Origin of the sequence: Hahella ganghwensis DSM 17046 (assembly GCF_000376785.1) — a bacterium.
In the GTDB taxonomy this organism is placed as follows: domain Bacteria; phylum Pseudomonadota; class Gammaproteobacteria; order Pseudomonadales; family Oleiphilaceae; genus Hahella; species Hahella ganghwensis.
Window position 1 is genome coordinate 1 of the sequence record NZ_AQXX01000102.1, and the last position, 20,259, is coordinate 20,259.

The following is a 20,259-nucleotide window of genomic DNA, read 5'->3' on the forward strand; positions in this document are numbered from 1 at the left end:
GATAAAAGCCCATGGCTTTGTTGGCAGCATGAGTCGAAAGGGGAACTGCTGGGATAACGCGGTAGTGGAGAGCTTCTTCGGTAGCCTGAAGCAAGAACGGATTCAATGGCACCACTACCAGACTCGACGAGAAGCACAGCAAGATGTGTTGCATTACATCACGATGTTCTACAACAGCTTTCGGCTACATTCATATTTGGATTACCAAAGCCCGAATCAATATGAAACGGCCTGGAAAGAATTACGAGAAGTTGCTTAACTGGGTTGTCACAAATCAGTTGACCACGTCAACGGCTTTTACCTGTAACTACATTACAGCCAGAATATCTAACACTAACCAGTTCAAAAACCACGATTCTTAGTACTTGCATTATAAGATTATATTTGCCCATCGTATCTCTCCTTTATGCTCAAATTCGAGATACATCCCCCTGATTGGGGACGTATCCCCAGGGGGTGGACTGGCTCCGATTTCAGCTACGGATCGCTCTTTACGATTCCATAATACTGATCATATCCATAGGTTCAACCCCTATGGTGTAGGAGAGATATAAAGACTCTATCCCTGGGGTGATTGGTCCACCCCTTTATTACCTCCCAACATATGGAGCTTTTGATGCGTCGTAAAGGTCTTTGTGGCTGATTAACTAAGGAATCGTTGCCGACCCTCTCTTTGATTGAGTTTGTAATGTCCAGTAGTGGCGCATAAAATAAATATTGTTATACCTGGTCGTTAGGTTAAAACGACAACGTGCTTGCTGCGATTCAGCAAGACCTTTTACCAACCCTGTAGGGCTACCACCTACAGGGGGATAGCTCTACGTTTTTAACAGGAGCTATCATGGTACGCTGGCTAATTAACTTTTTGGTTGAAGTCAGAAGCCGTTTTCTAATTGATACAAGTGCGTTGCGTGAAGATACGCGGAAAATCGCAGTATCGATGATAATAACCTCCCTAGTCGGAGCTATTATCGTCACCGATAAAGTGTCAAGTAGAGACGCCTTTGTACTTGGTATAGTTGGCATAATTTTTTGGGTAGTGTCTTTGCTGAAGAAGCGAGATACTTAATAGAGGTGATGAAATGGTGAATTGGCACCTGTATACAATATTGGCACTCATTGGTCTCATTGTGATTACAGGATTGTGGTGGAATGGGCCTACTCATAAAAGAAGGCGCAATTCAAAACATAAGGCTAGTAACCCTTAATTTCTTCGTCCAATATGCTGACTTTTACTGGACCCAAAATGCTCTCCTATGGAGAGCATTTTTTATGATGGCAAAGTTAGTTAATCTTAATAGGGTTCATCAGTATCTATTAAATCCAGTGTAATCAGCTCCAAATTATCACCGGCTAGAATATCAATACTCGCTCTTTCTTCTGTCACACGCCCAGGAACAGTCCCAAACTCATTCGACGGTATAAAATAACCATAGGATCCATTTGTAAGGCCAAGTACAAGTTTGTAGTCTGACTTCATTGCATTCTGATACCTACGTCCAATCGTCGTTAGAAGCTCCCCAGGAACAGTAATAGCCGATACTTTATCGCCAAAAGTAAGCAGCGAAATTGGTGCATGAATCATTTGGGAGCTATCAAGCTTTACATCAAGTAATCCAGCATCAACCAATTCGAGAAGCCCAGAGTTCGTGACTTGATGGCTGAATTGCCTCCCGGAGATAGATAAATCACCTCTTACTGGCGTAGCATCCAGGATCCTATCCAAAATTCTATCCGCAACTTGATTACCAAAAAGTTCAGCCGCCTCAAATGACTCAACACTACTATTGTTGGATGGGTCGCGTGGCGCAGCATCTCCCAGTATCCCGTTGACAAAAATCGCATTACCACCAAGATTGGTCTCCAACCTTCTCCGCAAATAGCCAACATAATCACTGCTGAATTCTCGATTTCCCTCACCAATTATCGTTGGGTGGGCACTCATATTTACGAGTACTGCGTTCGGCTTTCCAGTGCGCAAATTATTGAAAAGCAGAGTTGTTACAGTGCTATCGACATCTTCAAGGCCACGGCGATTGACTACATTTGCCTGAGTTTCTAACGCAAAAAGTTCAGAAGGTTCAGACAAGTATTTGGCTTCAATCGAAGCATATACTGCATTAAAGGCAATTCGAGCTTTATAAAACTCATTGACGCCCCCCCAAAGCCCTTGAAGGTCTGGTCCGCTATGAGTGTGAGTTGCAGAGATAAAAACCTGTTGAGGTGAAATATCTAGCCATAAAGCCGTACTTTCTCTTATGTCCGCAGTAAATTGGTCACCCAAACCCACTGAATCGATGCTAATGATAACAATCTCTGAATCAGAATCAGCGATGTAAAGAGATCGGACTGATAGTGGATCATGCACCTTGGTATTACCGCACCTCGAATAGGGACCTCCAAACCCGCCCATACAGCTCGTTAATCCTTCAAATACAGAGGGCGAAATATCCCTAGTAAATAATCCGACATTATAGTCTGCGATAGCTGAAGATGCATAAAATAGAAATGCAGCAACCACTGCAGAAAATACCTTTGATTTCATAAAAAATTCCCTGTTGATAATTATGTTCTTTATATATTGAAACCAGGTTCAACCAACAGACTTTAGAGTAATCGATCTAATGATTTCCCTAACTTCAATTCTTGTTATTCCTTTACTGATAATTCTGTCACCCAAGGTCATAATTTCACTCTTAATCGTGTCCGGAATATTTGCATCAGCCGTCAGAATAATCTTATAAGAATGCTTACATTGATTATCGTAGGTATTTATAAACCGTAGAAACTGTAAACCATCAATATCAGGCATATGATAGTCAATAAACAGTAGATCAAAATTACACTCTTCAACATATCCAATCGCGTCAGAAGAAACCGAGCAACAAGTAACCTCAACATCGTCTCTTCTAAGAAACTCAGGCGATAATAACTCCTGCATTTGTAGAAGGTGTTGTGGATCATTATCTACAACCAGAACCCTGACCCCGTCTGCACCAATGGTTGTGGAATGCCCTGAGTAAACTGATTTCGGCTTAGGATGTTCCTCAGGCTCACTACAGCTAACAAAACTATCGACAGGTACCTCATATTTTCGATACTCGATGGGTATACGAATTTTCACTTTAGTACCAAATTCCTTCTTGCTCTCGATATCAATTTGCCCACCGAGGAAATTTGCGAACCGATACATGGTAGCCAAGCCGATTCCCCATCCATCTCGCTTACGCCTAATTGTATTTTGCAATTGGTCTGGTCGATCAGTTAGTTCGTTTAATTCTTCTTCAGAAATTCCCTCACCGCTATCATGCACAGAAATAAAGAGCTCGCCATCATTAACCCCATAGGAAACCTGAACAAAGCCAATTTTTGTGTACTTAACCGCATTGTCTATTGCATTCGAAACGATAATGGATACCAGGTCCAAATCCAAAAATGCCATTCCATCGACACTCCCTATCGAATTACACGACCAAGTAACACCTGGCTTTGAGTTGCATTTGACAATGAACTGCTTTTCTAGCTCTGAGAAAATCGACCCAACAGCTACCCAGTCATCGTTCCTAGTCAGTGAATTACTCTCCAATGCTGATAGGCACAATATTGAGGTAATATGCCGATCCAAAGCTTCGATATCCGAAAAGCACCGCTTTAGGATGGACAGGGTATTCTTATGACGACCTTCGCTATTATGATGTATTGCAATGTCTAAACATGTCTTCAAACTACCCAGTGGAGATCTAAGCTCATGCGCTGCGATCTGCAAAATATTGTGCTTTAGCTCATATACTTTTTCTCTATCATCATCATACTTCTCCAGAACAGAGCCAGTATGATTCACCAATTCAATTAAGCCCCCAAGTTCATCATTTCTACTTAGCCCAATCCTATACTTATAGTTACCACTCTGAATTTCCCTGATCGCTTTTGAAATTGCATAGATCGGAAAAGAAATAAATTTCTCTGATACATAAACACATGCAAAACCGATAATTATAATGAATACAACTAATAAAAATGTATTCATTAGTAACTCATGCGCCTGCCTATCATAGATAGACTGATCGTAGAAAACGACTAATGTCCCAACCTTTCTTGGGTCACTGGAGGTACGACTATTGATTTCAATATCAAGCAGCGAGGATTCTGAAGATGCGAATATATCGAGGGTCTCGACAATACCGGTATACTTAGGGTTATCAGGCAATACAATAATTGACCGATTAGTGGAATCCCTTAGCTCCACAGAGTTTATATAGAACCTCTTAGAAAGATTTTTCGCTTTTTCTTTGAATATCCCATACAAGCCCGTTTCAAGGCTTTCTCTTGCGTCATAGGATAGATATTCAATCATCGCCTTACGATTCTGACTAAAGTGTTCTGTAAGCATCTTGTCCCTTTGATAGTAATCGATGTAAACCAAAGGAATACTAATCACGGCAATCGAAACCGAAACAAAGATGAAGAACTTTACCCGCAGAGACGAAATCTTCATGTTTCCTCTCCGACGCGAAGGTAATTATTTATAGTTTCCTCTATAAATTTAACATCAATTGAATGAAGGCCTAGGGTCTTGGCCAACACCTTATTTATTGCCACTCTATACTTTTTGGAGTGTGTAGGTTTTGGTAGCTTACTGTATTTCTCAGTATATTTAATCACTTCAAATAGACTATCAAAGAGATCATCACGAGTAACGTATAAACTCGCAATTGCACCGACATCTATCATTTTTTCAGAGTAGCCAATTAACCCAATTCGCCTTCTATATAAGGATAGAGCAATCGGAACTATATTCGACTGGCTAAAAATATCGTCATCTGGAGTAGCAATCACAACATCTGTATTCCCTATGTTGCGTAACCAACTTTTTGGTTTTTTCACAGGCATAAGGTACTGACGAATTTCTTCATGATAGAGGCTATTATCTAGCTCATCGAAGGTAGGAATTTTTATTTTTGCATCAACACCAAAAAGCGTCTTTCCAAGAAAAACCTGGGCCTCTATAGCTGGCTCAGAATAAATTGCAGTGATATTGCTTTTAAATTTATTGCCTTTCTGAAATTTATCAAACTCTCGCTTTGTTAGTAGCAAAACGATAAAGTGAGTATCAGCATGGTGTATTTTTTCACTTAGTAGATTTGAGAGGGCCTGAATACCCAGGACTATAACAATATCTTCCTTGGTATCGCCATGCTCAGCTACCAGCCTGTTCAAATTTGAATATATCTCGCTGTTCCTGTCATCTGCATTAGCGTATATTCCAATTTCTGCACACGTCGAAAAACTTATCGAAGCAGTGAGTATCGAAATTATTATGCATTTGGTTATAGAGAGTACAGACATAAATTACTCTATAGTAGTAACTAACGTATAACCAATGGATACTCAAATAGACTAAAGTGAATAATATTTACTGTGAAGTGGCAAACTAAGGCCATACTAAACCTATTAGTCACCCGATAGACCGTTGCGTACACAGCCCCTGCTATGAAAAATGTTAGAAATGCAAGTGACGGCTTCGGTACGTGCGCAAATGCAAATATTGTACTAGCCACTAGTATCGAAACCACTGTGCCAGTCATTTCGCGTTGAAATAGCTCAGAAACTTTCTTTTGAATCAATAGTCTAAAAAAAGCCTCCTCAGCAACTACAGTGGTAAAAAGATTCACTATTGCAAAAAGTATTATTCCGCCAGGAAGCTTTGGTAAGAATGCCACCCCATTTATAGCGGCTAAGGATAGTATTACAAGTACTGCAGAGCACACAGACAATGTGAAGGCGGAATGCAAGGAAAGCCTGAATTTACTCGCACTTTGCAGAAACCAAATTAAGATCAAATAACCGCATATGGTCTTGGCAGTATTAATATGTAGTTGAAATTCAATGCCGGAGCCAGTGAAATCCCACACTAGAGGATAACTAAAATCACTAGGGCGATAAGTTGCAGTAAAAAAACCTAAAAGAATAGTGAATATCCATGCTAAATGTTTAATCAAGGGCTTTTCTTGCCAAGCAAGGTAATAGCAGATTATCAGTAGCCCAAATCCACATACTAGTACGGAATTGCTTAATGGGATTGCCCCTATCAATACAAGGATACCACTTAAAGCCATTAAGCCTAATGATGAAGAAACCTTATAGTTCATAGTCACTTTACATCCTTCTAAAAGACTATTGAAGCTCCAATGCGTATATTGTATTCATCAGAATATGAGTAACGCTCAAACTCATACAAGTATTCAACGTCACTTGGCTGATATTCAATGGAGCTGCTTACAGTTATGTGTGAATTTTTCGAAAAATCAAACTTCTTTAGATACGTTAAGTTCCAAATATCAAGTGATCCCCCGGACATTTTACTGTTTCCAATATAGCCAAAGGATACACTTTCATTCTTCATCTTATAAATTATTGCTGCATTGCCACTATGAGTGGCATTTAGTCCATTTTCGTTTTGTGAGCTAAAATCATGATCTTGGTAACTATAACCAAAGTTCAGTACTAGCATCGGTGTAACACTGAATACTCCATCGATTTCAACTCCTTTAATATGGCCATTGCCATTATTGGTAAGGTGATATATTTCAAAAGCCGGCTCTTCAGATATGAGGTTCGACAGATTTTCATAGAACACTCGTCCATTAAAAACTAACCGGTGTTCCCAAGTACGATAAAGCGCACCAAGCTCAACTGCTTCGACTTTCTCTGCTTCTAGATCAAAATCTTCGCTGAAGGCAGTATAGGTAAATATTCCCTTTGAACTTCCGCCAAGCCTGGGTTGGATGTTCGTTAATTGATAGTTCCAGAATCGATTAGTCTCCAATAAATCAGGAGACCGGTAACTTGTGTTGTAGACGATCCTATAAGTCAGTGACTTAGATTGATGCCAATTGACGGAAACTCTAGGGCTAATTAATGTCTTCCCAATGTTCTTGGGACTTTCAGCCATCATACCAACGTTATAGGTAAAGTCTTCAGTCGGTTTCCACTCCAGATTGCCAAAAATACTGTAAGTTTCAGTCCGCTCAGTCCCGTTAAAATAGCTTCTACTATATCCGTCAATTTGGTCATAAGAGAATCCCGAGAACAACCGTAAGTTGTTCGATAGAAAACGGTAGTGCTCCGTGGATAGATGTGTGCGCTTGTCCACATAATCCTGATTCGTGGTCGCACACACAGATTGGGATACGGTTGGACCCAAGCTTGCTATTTTTGTTAGTAATGCCATTAGTAAAACATCATCCCGCTCACTCCCTCCTGTTGGCATCCCACCATTTAATAGGGTCTCAAAGTAGTACGGGTTTGAAGCATTTAAATCGAAGGACTCTTGTAACGACAATATTGCAGGAATACAGGCCCGAAAATCTTGCTCAAGCTCGCTTCGCTTAAAATATGCCTTTAAGCTAGTCTCAGATCGATTTGAATGAATAACCTTTAAATGGCCATTTACGAATGCATCGTTATTTGCAATGTCTGGATAAACATCCTCTACTTGTCCGTCAAAAACGAACTCTGTTTGATAGTCAGCTTCCACATACCCTGCCTGCAACATAAGTTCAGTATTTTGGTCAATGTAACCATCATATCTTGCAAGGAATCTGTCTACCTTAGCATCGTCTCTGCTTCCTGTTGCAGTATCCCTATCTGGGTTTGATACCTCAAGGTCATCGTATCCATCGTCCCTTGTTGTTGAAGCACCGAAGCTAAGGCTCGAATCACCGAAGCTGAATGCTCCTTTATAATAGAGGGCTTCGCCACGCTTGCTAACATTAGCGTTTAGCTCGTTATTTGGTACATCGATAGAGTGCCGTGTGATGATGTTAATCGTGGCCTGAAAGGCATTGGCACCATATGATGCAGCTGAGGGATTTCTGAGTACCTCTATACGTTCTATATCGTCAATTGTTACCGGTAGCTGTGACCAGTCTATTTTGGAGAGTGCGCCCAAGTATACCGACATCGAATCGATCTGAACCTGCAGCCTTCTTGGAAGTAAGGCGGATCCTCCGTGATAGCCTACCCTATAGTCATGACCAGTAAGCTGAGAGTTGGCAGTAATCTCTAACACAGACATTCCAGGAACCAACCGTAGAGCTTCGGGGATGTTCTCTATTCCTCGTACTTTGACATCATCTCGTGTGATCACGGTAACAGTCCCAGGAATGTCTTCTATGAGCTGTCCCATTCTGGTTGGCGTTAGAAAAATTAGGTTTCCCTGATCATCGTGCCCCTGGCCACTCCAAACGTCCACGCTGTCGGCTGCAGAGGCTGCATCGAAGAATAGAAATAGAGGAAAAATAGATTTGAGAATAATACTAAGACTTCTAAAGCGTACATCCATTACAATACCTACTCCTAGATCCCTTTAAATCATGAACAGATCAAAAGGGCATTACGAACGCTAACTCTATTGATTCGTTAGCATTTTTTACTTTTATTCAAAATTGAAGACAGCTCTTCTTTTATTGCCATCCGAATATATCTCTCAGGGCAATTGGTTTTAAACGGGTCAGAAAAATCTTTAGCGAATTCTATAGCTTTGTCTTTTATTTTTACCAATTCACTTCCAGGTAAGGAGTGAAAGTGGGTGCCAGTTTCCTCTGTTATTAGAGACATTACAATAAAAATGAGTTTTTCTTCGTTTTCCTTTGAAGACTGCTGCAGTTCACTAACGCTTGGTGTCGATTCATCGTGCTCCACTGAAAATGGATAAAACCCACCCACCTTCCACCAAGTTTTAATTTGGGAAATATTGTGGTTGAACTTAAATTCTGTCTGTAGAGACTGAATGGCAGCGTTAATTTTCCGCATTGGTGGGGCATGATCTCCGAACCAAGATCTCACCGTTGTGTACTTTAAGTCCGAGAAGGCTTCAGGAGATGTTTCAGAGAGAAAAGAATGAAACTCTGTGACACGCCCCCTCCCCTGCTTGAAACCTATCTGGTCAAGTATGTGATTGAGTCGCTCGCCAGGTGTTCCAAAAGCTTCAATGTTAATGTTGGTTATTGTGTTAGTACCCATTCAGCGACCCTCCTTCAGCTTCAGCTTCCGGAGGAACTCTCCTTCCGTATTTGTAATTAATGCCATTTCAATGACAATAGCCGGCAACACGGCCAACCTACAGCAATTCTGTGCAAAGAAAAACCAAATTTCTGCCGAAGTTTAATAAATATTGCGGTATCTATCTAGTCAATTTATACCAAAGAATCCTGATTCCTCGTAGAACGCTATCCTAACAAGGAAGCCAAAGCCTTTTGTAGCAAGAAATCTCAGGCACATACAGATAGTGAGAGAGAGTAATCTGTGTCAGAACAGTAGGTCAATTTTAGTTATCCTAAATTTTTTTTTGGGATTTACGTCACATTTAATTGACACTCGAAATGAAAAACTATAGTTTCCGCAATATTAGTTGATATAACGCTGCCAATAACGGACCCCATCAGACAATCAGGGGCGTTTCACGACATCGTTCTAACCAGTTTTTAAAGCAATCCTTGCGAGAGGATTGAAAACAGAGTTGGCATGCAGGGCCACAAAGCAAGAACAAATAGATGGTAGTCATTTGTTCTGCACCCTATTAAATGAAGCGCCCAGGAATTTGGGCACTTCCATTCACTGTAGTTCTCGCCATGACTCTATGATTGATTGCGAGTAATATACAGATTAGACAAAATGCGGTGATGACAAGTTAAAAAAATACCCACACAGCCGCTTCAAAGCAGCAATGCAGGTATGGAGACTCAAGACTATGTTGATATCAGGAGATAGAATTAGGCTTAGTTCAAGGGAGTTGAACCAACTAAGTCAGTTGACTCAATGTTCGGTTTCCCATTTACGGACAAAAACTCAGCTCAATTCCTTTGTTCGCGAGCAATTGGCCAACCAACCCGACTCAACTCCTGAAGAGAAGTTAATCCACAAAATGTTGGAATCATTTCTTACGTGATGCTTCAACGGTTCGTAACGCTCTAACATAAATATGCGATAGCTCTTCCCTAAGTTCGCGATCCTCGTTAAGAACATCAACTATCAAGACAGCCATGTCTGGATCCTCTGCCATTTCTCTTAATTGAGTGTGACAGGTTTTTAACCACTTCAAATCAAGTACATTTACCATACGCTTCTCCTTTTGTCCCCAGAAGAAGCTCCCCATTAGGAGAAGCTTCCCAATGGGGTGAAAATGTAGTCAGACCCAATTCTTATTTAGAATCGTGCATCATTTCAGGTCTACGGATGCTTTCCTTTCGCCCATCATAGGCAACAAAGACTGGTAATTATTTCAATAATACAGGCAACTAGCTGAGTCAGTCTATCTAATGGAAGACCGGCAAAAACTTTACTGAACGCAATTGAGATGCCCTATGCAATAGGATGTCGCTAGTAAATCGACCAAAGGACTCAATCTCATGACTCAGACCATAATCCGTATTCTTGTTGTGCTATATCTACTGGTTCCCGGAACAGTATATGGCTCAGATAATCCGGCTACGCCAGAAATACTCAGCTACAAAGCAGAAGAGAAGATAGCGATATTGAAACTTATCGATGCCAACCTGTACAAAACTCTGACGGCTATTGGCGTAGCTGGGGGAATTCAGAATCAAGCTGAAGTATACAAACGCCTCTCATTTGTATTGTCGGGCCTATCGTCATTGTCGTATAGAGCTGGCTTTATCGAGCTCTCAAAATGCTATGGCTCTATGGCGACCCAGTATAATAGCCAAGCAATTTCTCAAAACACAGGAAGCTGCAGAGACAAAGCGTATGCCAAATACCAGGATGAGATTTCAGCAGCACTCTCTAGGCCTGGGCATGAACTAATTCTGCTGAATGAACTGGCCAATGATTGGCTTAGTGAAGAATTTCAAACCAATCCACACTCTGTTTTATTTTAACAACTGACACTCCTAAGCTGAAAATGAAGCGCCCATATCTTGGGCGCTTTAACTCATGCAGCATGACTTAACAGCTGTTTGGCTAAGGCAACTTCCACACTACCTTCACCAGGGTTTAATGCATCCAGGCCACAGTCCGGAACTTCGCCAGAAGCACTCTGCGACACTTGAATTTTTTGCCCCAAGAGGGCCATGCACTCAATTTGAGCCGTTCCCCGGTAGCCTAAAAACTTTACGCTAACAGGGTATTTTTGCCCAATTCTCCAGCTACGTTTGGATGACTGCTCCACAATCGTTGGTTTGATGCCCGTTTGCATAAATATGAGCTGATTAAACGCAAGCAAATCCAGTCCAGTTTCAACACAAGCGGGGTTACATATCACTCCATCAACCCCCAGATCCAACTGGTTATCAATCCACTCTTCTCGACGATCTGCCGGAACAGTCGACCTTAGAACAGCAAACCTAAGGCCTTCTGCTTCCAACAGTTTTTTAAGTCGAGCCATAGTGTCTCTTTTTCCAGTATAGATCGTATACACCAAAGTCTTTATCCCATCTGCTTTAGCCCTTTTACATAACGAGAGTAGTTTCTGCTCCTTAGGAGTAGGAGCTTCATCCGCTATTGCCGGGACAAACGCGATAGTATCCCTGGACCCTGGACGCTTCACTACCTCAGGACGGAAGCATGTCTCTGGCCATGCCAATAAGCAATTTATTACAACACCTAGCAAACTTGTATCACCTCTTGCCAGTGCTTTGCGCATTTCCAGTGTCAAACGATTGCTTAAGTTTTCATAGCATTCAGACATGTCATCAGTCATCTCAACTTCGAGATACTCTTCCGTATAAGGAGGTAGATTGTCCGAGATATCACCTAGCTTCACAAAAACTGTATTAGGCAGCAGGTACCTGGTAATACAGCTTGGCGATATCCCCGGAGCTCGGCTAACAGAGACAGAGGTTTTATTCCCCCTTGCCGTTTTATGACTCCCTTCAAGAGTTTCTTTAAATACCTCCTTTAAAACCCCGTGAGACCTCATGAACGACATTTCAGCACCTGCAACACTACCAGAGGCATTTGCTATATAACCATCAGATCTGAGTTTCCCTCCCATGGACCGCCACAGCAGATAAAATAGGTCATTTGCATACCCTTTTATCAATGTTCCAGTACAAAGTAGAACTTTTTGCACTTGAGATGCGATAACAGCCATGGCTTGACCCTGAGCACTGCTAGGGGCTGAGTATTCATGAGCTTCATCAACTATAGCCAAGTCAAAAAAGTTTCTTGGGAAATATCTTTTGATGAATTCACTGGCCTGGTAACAACTCTCAGAAAGTGAGAATTCCAACCTACCAAGAGCTTTCTCTATTCGACCAGATTGCCGGTCTGAGAATACGAAATCCCCGGTTTCATCCATCAGATTGACAAGATCATACACATTGTCTGCCAAGGTACTTCCTATCGACTCTGCACCAAATGTTCCACAAAGTGCTTCCGCAGTTTTTGGTCCAATGGTGGGAAGCTTGCACAGAAATCGACTCACCTGCTCATCATAGTCTTTAGGCTTTTTTGGATTGTATAGCGTCCAAAGAGGCTCATTACAGACACGATCATCATTTTCCTTGTTGGAACAGAACAATCGACTCTTAGCAGAGAGAGACTCAAACTCCTCTTGTGTTAGGGGTTCTCCATCTTCATTCGTGATTGGGGCGAAGCACTTGGGACACGCTGCAACCGTTGTGGAGTATAAGAATGTCCTTCCCTTCTCATTGTTATTCTCCATTGATTCCAGGGAATGAATTTTCCTTGCAGCTGCAGCTGGCTTCCAGTGATATCCCATTCTCATCCTCACGCGGCCGAGGATGTAGTAGCATGGTTTATCACGCTTGAAGCCCTCAGACCTCATCTTGACCAGTGTCGACAGCGTCGCTGGACCATTCAGAACGATAACATCTGCACCAGGTACAGTTTCCCTCACCTCTCTGGCCCACTTGTATACAAGATGGGGTGGACATAAAACTAGAAATCGTTGATATCCAAAGCTGTTGGCGATGTAGCTAACAGCTAATGACATGAACGTTTTCCCGGTTCCCATCTTGCCATTCAGGATTGCTGTTCTCTCGTTCTGCTCAAACAAGAGAGTACACATAGCATGAATGGCTGATTTTTGAGCCTCGAAGGGGGTTCTATGTAGGTCTTCAAGGAGTATGTCCCAAATCGGGTTGGGCTGGGAATATAGAGGCGGGCAACTACGCTCCACTTGGTCAAGTAGTTCACTGCCCCAGTCACTGATAAAATCAGCGAGAGAGATTTCGTTGGTCATAAGAGTCTCCTTGTAAATCATTTGCACCAAAGGAGACTCCACCAGGGAGTTTCCCTGGCGGGTTGTGTGAAGGATCCACTGGTAATATTTACCAGCCTACGCTTATGGATCCGCGAGCGTAGAACCTCTATCGCTATAAAAGCGATTGTGAGATTTCAGGAAGACTACTTACTAGGCCCCACACCAAATAGGTCTGCAGCCTTCAAATTAGCAAGTTCAGGCAATGAATCTAAGCAAAAAGCTATAAAATCTAAGTTTGGATTAGATCGCTCAGGATAAAACCGGTTTTGCAACTTTTGTATTTCTTTGCGCGAGCCCTCTCTACCATAGAGCCTTTCATATAGTACTGCCCACCCACCAAGCTGGTCTTTGACACGTAAAATATGGGCAAAGAAAACCCTACGATGATGAAGTTGATTTGCCTTTAGCATTCGCGCTTTTACCGTTTTTGGCAAAGCTTAATTAAATCAACTAAATAATTCAGCAATTGGCTTGAAAATAAATCATATTTGATTTATATATATCATTAATGATTTATAGGCGGCAGGGCCATTCAGAGCAAATAGTTTGAGGTTATTTGCTCTTTTTTTGTCTCGAAGTAAAGGAGGCCGAAGCCCCCTATTCACCCTAACGAGTATATGTTCATGCAGAAAGGCGGTTAAACGCTCTACCTGCTTTCAAGAATGTAGTTACGACATCTTCCACAACGTTCTCATCAAGCTTAAAGCATATTCCGTTCACTCCAATACCGTCTTCCAGGAATTCGAGCAGACCAGAGTCCAAAAATCGCTCTATAAGCTCATCCTTCCATTCATCCAATAAAGGAACATGGACATACTTCTTCAACATTCCCCAAATATCAGGATTTCCAAGATGTAAGTGCAAAGCGACTCGTGTTGCCACATCAAACCCAGAAGTCCGCTTATCAACAACAAAGGCATGTACTAAATCACCAAAAATTGGACTGACAATTTTACTGGTGTGCTTTTCAAGCATCTTAGCACTGGGAACATATGCAGTACGGTTTGCGCCTGCTGGGGGATTCACGAGGGTAATTTTATCAATTCCAGTCTCATGATCGCTTGCCTGCATCCTTGCGATAAATTCGAGTAGCGATGTTTCTCTGCCCCACGCGGATAGAAACACTAGGCCGCTATTCCAGGTGAGTATAGAGTCAATAAAAATATCATCTTGTTCTAAGATTTTGAAAATCATTGCCGCCTCCAAAAAATCAGAGGGCATTGCTGCAGAGGCAGCTAATGACCTCTACAGGTAAAAGACACTGGTCGTTGATACGAGCCAGTTAGAAGTTTGAATTCAACGTTTACTTAATAGTTAGAATTTCACCATAAGTATCCGAGTTCTCGGTCAGGTCTATAGCCCTAATTACAGGAACGAACTGATCTGTTAGGACACGGGTAGTAGTTTGCTTTCCAGTTTCTTCGTCTACAGAAGACGTGACTCTTTCTTTGGAAACTTTAAATGTATCGCCTTTGATCAACAATTTTTCACCGGTTGACTTACAAACTAGACCGTTAATTTCTCCAGCTGCCAAGCTAATGGCTAAATGCCATTTAGATAGCCGGCACAAAGGTCGAAATTCAGACTTCACTACTGGCCTATAGAGCATGTCAAACTGCCGCCACAATCCCTTATGGGCGTCTATTTGCTCGATAAGTTGGTGTTGATCGAGAGTCAATTTCATAAACTTCTTCGAGTTGCTGGTAACCGTTGGGACTTCATAGAAATACTCAGGTTGCTCCGGCAGCTCATCAGCATTAACAATGTTCTCCCCAACTTTCAGGAGTTGCTTCTGAACTTCTTTACAAATCGTGCCAGGTCTAGAGCGGTATCCAACAACAACAACTTGTTTGAATTGCTGTTCAGGTAGCCTGAAAATACCTACCTTCTGGTACGATTTCGCAATTAAGTTACAGATAGTTTTACTCTTGAGAGAATAATGCGGAACTACATAAATCAAAACACCGCCATACATCAATAGCGATTGACATCGGTTAAGAAAGTACTCCTCCAATCTTGATGCCTCGTTTTTTCGAATATCTTTGTTATGGTGATCACTGGTGCGATCTCCATAAGGCGGATTCAAAAAAAGAAGCGAAAATGAGCGCGGTGAAACCAAAGTATCTTGAAGATCTGCGTGAAGACAAACGCTAACTCTCGTTTTTGCCTGCCAAGCACGCTCTTCATCAATTTCAATACCATACGATTCCACTTTCCGGCCATCTCGTTCAAGAACACCGGTTAGGTGTTGAAGAGCAACACCCTCACCACAACATGGATCTAACAGATGTACAGACCCTTCTGAACGGCTATTAACCATTCTTCCAAGTCTTAAAAGGGATTCGTCATCAGTTGGGTAGAATCCATTTTTGATATAGTTATGAACTACTCGGGGATGCATTAAAGCCATAAAGCCTCCTAATCATCAATAAATCAATAGGAAGCACCCACATGGGTACTCCCCATGATGGGTTTTGTAAAAACTTAATCTCAGCGTTGTTTCCGGAAAACCTGTTCTTTTAGGTCAATTGACCAACCGTTATCTTGTAAATACTTAATCTGAGCACGCAGGGTATTTCTATCAACAGTTGAATCGAGCTTAACAACACTTCCAAGTGGCCAGAGATGGCCAAAAAGTGATTCACCAGCAGGATCTGCATAAGAATCTCTTGAAGAAGTAGCCGCCTTTCTTTTTGTAGCAACTTTCTTCTCCGATTTCGCATTTTGAACATCGCATGCCTGGTCTGTTCCAGGATCGATGACGGGATCCGGAAGTTCTTCATGACCGAGCTCAGCTCCAGTGATTCTAATAGCATCAATCTGGGCAACAGCTTCAATCAGAATTTTTCCGGTATTACCAAGTTGAAAGGACGCCGCACGTATTTGAGATACGTCAAACTCCCCTTCATATTTTCCCTGTTCAAACTGGTCTAACAACGAATATCTGACAGAAAACTTACCAATGCTGGTATGAATTTTTGCCACATTAAAATCGCCATTTCTACCAGAGCGTTTTTCTACTACAAGATCGCCTTGTAACGTGATCATATAACTCCCCTAACCAGAAGATTTTGTCTCATGTGATTTGGGGAGCCCACTTGGTCTCCCCAAGCGGGTACGGCTTAAATGCTGCTTTTCAGCCACGAGCAGCTCTCTGGTCGATCAGGACGATCGATACAGAACCATCTATCCAATAACTCCTCAAGGAGGACATTGGGTAGATGGCTGTTTGGGATATAATTGAAATTGGATAGAGTAAAACGGTTGTCGAAACAACCGTTTTAGATACAAGAAACCGCAGTAGTTAGACAGTAACGCTCTAATCAGGTTTAAGCAGCGTGCGTATTCTGCATCAACCAATATGGCCACACGAGAGCTGTTGGCCATCACACCTAGTGCATCCTGGAAACCAGAATACAAAAGGCCGCGTGAATTTATGAACCGGCCACGGAGCCGACGAAGACACATCGTAAGAGCACTGCGGGGCTCTATTAAAGCGACTTTTCAATCGGCTTAATAGAGCCCCGCAGTGAAGACTCAGAACAGGACAGTAGAGAGACTGTTGCAGGGCCACTCTTTTTCCGTTCTCGGGTTGCAGAGGGTGGTATTTCACAACCCACGACCACCTAGCCACGTCACAAGGACGGACAGTGAAATGAGGAGAGGCAAGCCTCTCCTTAATCTAAATCAGGCCACTTTGATGAAGCCATCAACGCTCTCATCATAAGTGTAACCTTCGTTAACTAGCTGAGAAGCATGCATGAAACAGTTTGGATCAGACTTATCAAGTCTAACTACACGATCCTCTAATGTTTCTTCATGAACCTCCGGTACCGGTAAAGCTTCTTCAACCGGAGGTGCTTCTTCAGTGTTCGAATCACCAAAATGAAAGTCCACTGGATCTGAATCCTTAGTGAACCGAATTTTGGCAGTTCGGATTTTAAGTATTCTACCTTTAATCGTTGGGACTGGTTCCTGCTTACCATCCACATTCCGGTAGAACATATCAGATCTAAGATCTCCAATTGAGAAGCTAATAAACACTCCTCCAGGAATATCATATTGACCTTGTTTTTGTCCCAAAGTGAAGGCGCCTGATGAAATCAGTTCTTCAATCCGGTATACAGCTTGCTCACCAACAATAGAGCAGTCTATGAATGTGGTTTGCTTCGAGTCTTTCAACCCGTGAAAAGCACAAACAGTGACAGCGTAGTATGGTTTACCTTTGCTTGGTTTGACATAACGAAGACGATGAAGTGTACCAACACCGTTAACGATAAGATCATAAGCATCAGACATGATGTTTCTCCTTGTTGCTATGCATAGCGGGGAAACATCAATCCCATCCTGGGAAATTAGTTTCCCCAGGTGGGTTATAAACAGCCATTTTAACAGCGCTATAGGCTACGAGCGCTTAACCGACTGCCGAAGCAGGGTCTCCTTATCGGTGAGAGACCTATATTGAACTTAGAATGTAGCAAACGGAATGTCATGCGTCAATTAACCTGGTTCTTTGCCCTCGCCGGCCAAATCAGAAATAGCCTTGCCGCATTGGTTTATTAGATCCATATTGTTAGACCCCAGTGCCTGCGCTAATGTTTTTCGCAACAGTCCTAACGCCAAATCGCATTGCTCACTCTCGAGAAGTATTCGAAAAGCTTTGAGTGCTTCAATCCGAGACAGCACCCTGGAGTATTGCGTGATGCGATCATTTATCCCAATAAAACTGATGTTTGTTTTCAGATCGCTTAACTCTTGAGCATCCTGTAGCAGTAGCTGCTCTTCCTCAAACATTAAGTCTTCAAAAAGCTTTGCAATAAGCCCGACGAACTCAATGCAGGTTCTTCTGTTGAAGTGGAGTGAGATTTCGTTACTCGCTTCGGTTGCTAAGTCCTGGGAAAACATTTTCAACGTCCAATGTGGTAAATCGCTTTTCAGGACAACTCCTTTTACCTGACCAAATTCAATATTTTCGTATAAATACCCATTAGGGATTCTGACAAAGTCCTGCAGTTTCATCATGATTCTCGAAACCATTTTGACAAAATTTTGTTAGGGTTGTTGAGACTGCGGAGCCATAGTTTCTCGGAAGATCTGTCAAGCCACCCTATCCTATTTGAAAACCAACAAACCCATGCAATATGCAAAGGCTTGTTGGTTGATGAGTTTTATCAAATAACTGCTAACTAAAATTCCTGGTTATCAAAACTGCTGTCATCTGCAGATGCATCATCACTTGGAGCGGAGCTTTCCTGCGAGGACTTTCGAGGTTTGTACTGCAGTTGTTGGAGATCTGGTGTGAAGGGTAGAACGAGCCTTGCGTCAACAACCATGGTTGCTTGCTGCTCACCATCTTTCTCCCAACGATCTTGATAATGGGCACCAATCACTACGATTCTGTCGCCAACGCTAAATAGCTTTGCTGTCCCTTCTGCAGATGCCCCCCAGCAATGGACTGTGGCCCAGTATGATCTATCAATATACTCCTCCCCTTTCTTTCGAACATTGAGCAAATTCACCCGGAATTCAGCTACTTTCTTGTCCCTGTCTTCACCAACAAGTTTAAGTTCTGGCTTAGTCCCAACACGCGCAATTGATACAATTTCAGGCATATTATCCCCCTGGTTCAGTTGTGTGATTACACTCGAAGGTTACTGAATTCAAGAGGGGGATTGGTGAAAGTAAAGAACTAAATCGCTTTGCTATTCAGGTAGGCATTCCAAGTCATCAAGATGTTTACGAAGACTAGATGTAGATTTCAAAATTATCGAATACGTTGTATTTAGATCAAGCCTCGACAATTCCACAGACTGCAACATCTTCTGCGTGTGGACAGGTATCGACTTGAGATACTGCTTGCCGGAATCCGATTGCCACAATCTGACGAACGGTTGATCTCCGCGAATACCAGGCATTCTCCAATACAGACTTTTGCTGTTTTTGTTTGAGAGCAGCCTCAAATGAATTATTCGAGGCGGCGAATATATCTGGTCATAATATTTTACCAATCGCTCCATCTCATCCAGAACAGATAACCGATACCCCTCCAGATAGGTTAACTGTTTCCGGACTTGCCGCAGGCACCTTCCACGATCTGCCGCATCCCCACCCTTACCCTTAAACCTTTTTAAAAGGATCACTTGATTATCGTGTAGTGAATTACTGGTAGCTACCATGTTGACTATCTACCCTCTGCCGCATTCCCATTAAGTTGCCTTATTCATACGCTTCGCTTCCGGGGCCATTCGAGGCCGTCTTTTACCCTGGAGAATATCCGGATCCAATTGACCATACTTTTCAACTGCATCCCGAGCTCTTTGGTTGTTGGCGGCAAAATCATTGCGGCATGATCCTGAGAACCTAAAGTCTGATAGCGCAAATGCATGCCGTATTTTACGGGAAGGGAAAGTTACCAGTTGTTGCCAATCATTGTTGAAAATCATTGCCGCATGCCTAGCTGCTAGGGCATTTTGGACCATCCCATCAAACGTTGAGAGCAACTTGAGTGCAAGGAAGCCATACGGAGTTTTGAACTCAACATCTACAGTTTCTGGCCTGATTGTTTCAGCAGGAAAGATCTCAATATTTGTGTCAGAACCGAGAAGGCCTTCCAGTGTCTCTTTCGACGCCTCGACTAGTTTTTGTGCATGGTCCAGAGCTTCCTCAATTGCTAATAATTTGCTATCAGCGTATGGGTCATCAAGCTCGGAAGCTTGCCAAATGGCATTAACACGGCTGCTGAATTGTACCAAACCGATGATTGGCTCCACACCGGGAGCTTTTTTGCGACCATAGAACAACCTATGTGCTGCTTTGGTGTGAATGGTGTATTTGCCTTTGGTGCGATAGGCTCCAGGTCCTGGTTTGGACTTGGGTTGTTCGGTAACATCATCCTCCATGTCCGATATATCATCGTAAAAAGCGGGGTTTGAGGCATGTTTAGGGGTTGGTAAAGGCTTTTTGGTTGTACTGGCCATAATTGACTCCTTAGAAGTGTTGCAGCCTGCAACACT

General features: G+C 42.4%; 17 protein-coding genes. 2 read left to right on the plus strand and 15 right to left on the minus strand.

The features are described from left to right. Window positions 1–259: IS3 family transposase (locus F566_RS32480; RefSeq protein ID WP_020406825.1), on the plus strand; the 259-nt coding region annotated here is incomplete at its 5' end. A 1,035-nt stretch (window positions 260–1,294) separates the two neighbouring features. Here the strand turns inward: F566_RS32480 and F566_RS0109880 are convergent. The 7 genes from F566_RS0109880 to F566_RS0109910 all read right to left on the minus strand — a co-directional run bounded on the left by F566_RS0109880 (window position 1,295) and on the right by F566_RS0109910 (window position 10,120). Continuing rightward, complete coding sequence (locus tag F566_RS0109880) at window positions 1,295–2,545, minus strand: hypothetical protein (protein ID WP_020406827.1); 1,251 nt, start codon at window positions 2,543–2,545, stop codon at window positions 1,295–1,297. Window positions 2,546–2,593: 48 nt separating this feature from the next. Continuing rightward, window positions 2,594–4,495, minus strand: coding sequence for an ATP-binding protein (locus tag F566_RS0109885; protein ID WP_020406828.1), 1,902 nt, complete (start codon window positions 4,493–4,495; stop codon window positions 2,594–2,596). Next, window positions 4,492–5,346, minus strand: coding sequence for a hypothetical protein (locus tag F566_RS0109890; protein ID WP_020406829.1), 855 nt, complete (start codon window positions 5,344–5,346; stop codon window positions 4,492–4,494). Before F566_RS0109890 ends, F566_RS0109885 begins: the two co-directional genes overlap by 4 nt. Window positions 5,347–5,366: 20 nt before the next feature. Next, a complete protein-coding gene (locus F566_RS0109895; RefSeq protein ID WP_020406830.1) occupies window positions 5,367–6,149 on the minus strand; it encodes a CPBP family intramembrane glutamic endopeptidase in 783 nt (260 codons plus the stop codon). Window positions 6,150–6,166: 17 nt separating this feature from the next. Further along, window positions 6,167–8,344: a TonB-dependent receptor plug domain-containing protein gene (locus tag F566_RS0109900; RefSeq protein WP_020406831.1), complete on the minus strand. Its 2,178-nt coding sequence runs from the start codon at window positions 8,342–8,344 to the stop codon at window positions 6,167–6,169. A 77-nt stretch (window positions 8,345–8,421) separates the two neighbouring features. Beyond that, entirely contained in the window at window positions 8,422–9,024 is a 603-nt protein-coding gene (locus F566_RS0109905; protein WP_020406832.1) for a hypothetical protein, read from the minus strand. Window positions 9,025–9,934: 910 nt separating this feature from the next. Further along, window positions 9,935–10,120 (minus strand): hypothetical protein, encoded by a 186-nt coding sequence (locus F566_RS0109910; protein WP_020406833.1) that lies wholly within the window; start codon window positions 10,118–10,120, stop codon window positions 9,935–9,937. A gap of 289 nt (window positions 10,121–10,409) precedes the next feature. On the opposite strand from F566_RS0109910, the gene F566_RS0109915 reads away from it, so the two are divergent. Beyond that, window positions 10,410–10,898 (plus strand): hypothetical protein, encoded by a 489-nt coding sequence (locus tag F566_RS0109915; protein ID WP_020406834.1) that lies wholly within the window; start codon window positions 10,410–10,412, stop codon window positions 10,896–10,898. Window positions 10,899–10,951: 53 nt separating this feature from the next. On the opposite strand, the gene F566_RS0109920 is transcribed toward F566_RS0109915, so the two are convergent. From F566_RS0109920 to F566_RS0109965, 8 genes are all read right to left on the minus strand, one after another. Further along, window positions 10,952–13,225 (minus strand): DEAD/DEAH box helicase family protein, encoded by a 2,274-nt coding sequence (locus tag F566_RS0109920; protein ID WP_020406835.1) that lies wholly within the window; start codon window positions 13,223–13,225, stop codon window positions 10,952–10,954. Window positions 13,226–13,867: 642 nt separating this feature from the next. Further along, window positions 13,868–14,440, minus strand: coding sequence for a hypothetical protein (locus F566_RS0109930; protein ID WP_020406837.1), 573 nt, complete (start codon window positions 14,438–14,440; stop codon window positions 13,868–13,870). A 109-nt stretch (window positions 14,441–14,549) separates the two neighbouring features. Next, on the minus strand, window positions 14,550–15,656 hold the full coding sequence (locus F566_RS0109935; RefSeq protein WP_020406838.1) for a DUF6094 domain-containing protein: 1,107 nt from the start codon (window positions 15,654–15,656) through the stop codon (window positions 14,550–14,552). Window positions 15,657–15,736: 80 nt separating this feature from the next. Continuing rightward, window positions 15,737–16,294, minus strand: a complete 558-nt coding sequence (locus F566_RS0109940) for a DUF3275 family protein (RefSeq protein ID WP_020406839.1) — start codon at window positions 16,292–16,294, stop codon at window positions 15,737–15,739. A gap of 639 nt (window positions 16,295–16,933) precedes the next feature. Then, a complete protein-coding gene (locus tag F566_RS0109945) occupies window positions 16,934–17,545 on the minus strand; it encodes a DUF3577 domain-containing protein (protein WP_020406840.1) in 612 nt (203 codons plus the stop codon). Window positions 17,546–17,746: 201 nt separating this feature from the next. Continuing rightward, window positions 17,747–18,268 carry a hypothetical protein gene (locus F566_RS0109950; RefSeq protein ID WP_020406841.1) on the minus strand — a complete coding sequence of 174 codons (522 nt, stop codon included), beginning with the start codon at window positions 18,266–18,268 and terminating at the stop codon, window positions 17,747–17,749. A gap of 164 nt (window positions 18,269–18,432) precedes the next feature. Then, a complete protein-coding gene (locus tag F566_RS32485; RefSeq protein WP_020406842.1) occupies window positions 18,433–18,858 on the minus strand; it encodes a single-stranded DNA-binding protein in 426 nt (141 codons plus the stop codon). Between the two features lie 594 nt (window positions 18,859–19,452). Then, window positions 19,453–20,223, minus strand: a complete 771-nt coding sequence (locus F566_RS0109965) for a PFL_4669 family integrating conjugative element protein (protein ID WP_020406844.1) — start codon at window positions 20,221–20,223, stop codon at window positions 19,453–19,455. Window positions 20,224–20,259 lie beyond the last annotated feature (36 nt).

Excerpts from the sequence above, each read along its gene's own strand:
- F566_RS0109890 (WP_020406829.1), bottom strand. The coding sequence starts at position 5,346 with ATGTCTGTACTCTCTATAACCAAATGCATAATAATTTCGATACTCACT.
- F566_RS0109935 (WP_020406838.1), bottom strand. The coding sequence starts at position 15,656 with ATGGCTTTAATGCATCCCCGAGTAGTTCATAACTATATCAAAAATGGA.
- F566_RS0109880 (WP_020406827.1), bottom strand. The coding sequence starts at position 2,545 with ATGAAATCAAAGGTATTTTCTGCAGTGGTTGCTGCATTTCTATTTTAT.
- F566_RS0109940 (WP_020406839.1), bottom strand. The coding sequence starts at position 16,294 with ATGATCACGTTACAAGGCGATCTTGTAGTAGAAAAACGCTCTGGTAGA.
- F566_RS0109900 (WP_020406831.1), bottom strand. The coding sequence starts at position 8,344 with ATGGATGTACGCTTTAGAAGTCTTAGTATTATTCTCAAATCTATTTTT.
- F566_RS0109930 (WP_020406837.1), bottom strand. The coding sequence starts at position 14,440 with ATGATTTTCAAAATCTTAGAACAAGATGATATTTTTATTGACTCTATA.
- F566_RS0109910 (WP_020406833.1), bottom strand. The coding sequence starts at position 10,120 with ATGGTAAATGTACTTGATTTGAAGTGGTTAAAAACCTGTCACACTCAA.
- F566_RS0109915 (WP_020406834.1), top strand. The coding sequence starts at position 10,410 with ATGACTCAGACCATAATCCGTATTCTTGTTGTGCTATATCTACTGGTT.
- F566_RS0109965 (WP_020406844.1), bottom strand. The coding sequence starts at position 20,223 with ATGGCCAGTACAACCAAAAAGCCTTTACCAACCCCTAAACATGCCTCA.
- F566_RS0109895 (WP_020406830.1), bottom strand. The coding sequence starts at position 6,149 with ATGAACTATAAGGTTTCTTCATCATTAGGCTTAATGGCTTTAAGTGGT.
- F566_RS0109950 (WP_020406841.1), bottom strand. The coding sequence starts at position 18,268 with ATGATGAAACTGCAGGACTTTGTCAGAATCCCTAATGGGTATTTATAC.
- F566_RS0109905 (WP_020406832.1), bottom strand. The coding sequence starts at position 9,024 with ATGGGTACTAACACAATAACCAACATTAACATTGAAGCTTTTGGAACA.
- F566_RS32485 (WP_020406842.1), bottom strand. The coding sequence starts at position 18,858 with ATGCCTGAAATTGTATCAATTGCGCGTGTTGGGACTAAGCCAGAACTT.
- F566_RS0109945 (WP_020406840.1), bottom strand. The coding sequence starts at position 17,545 with ATGTCTGATGCTTATGATCTTATCGTTAACGGTGTTGGTACACTTCAT.
- F566_RS0109920 (WP_020406835.1), bottom strand. The coding sequence starts at position 13,225 with ATGACCAACGAAATCTCTCTCGCTGATTTTATCAGTGACTGGGGCAGT.
- F566_RS0109885 (WP_020406828.1), bottom strand. The coding sequence starts at position 4,495 with ATGAAGATTTCGTCTCTGCGGGTAAAGTTCTTCATCTTTGTTTCGGTT.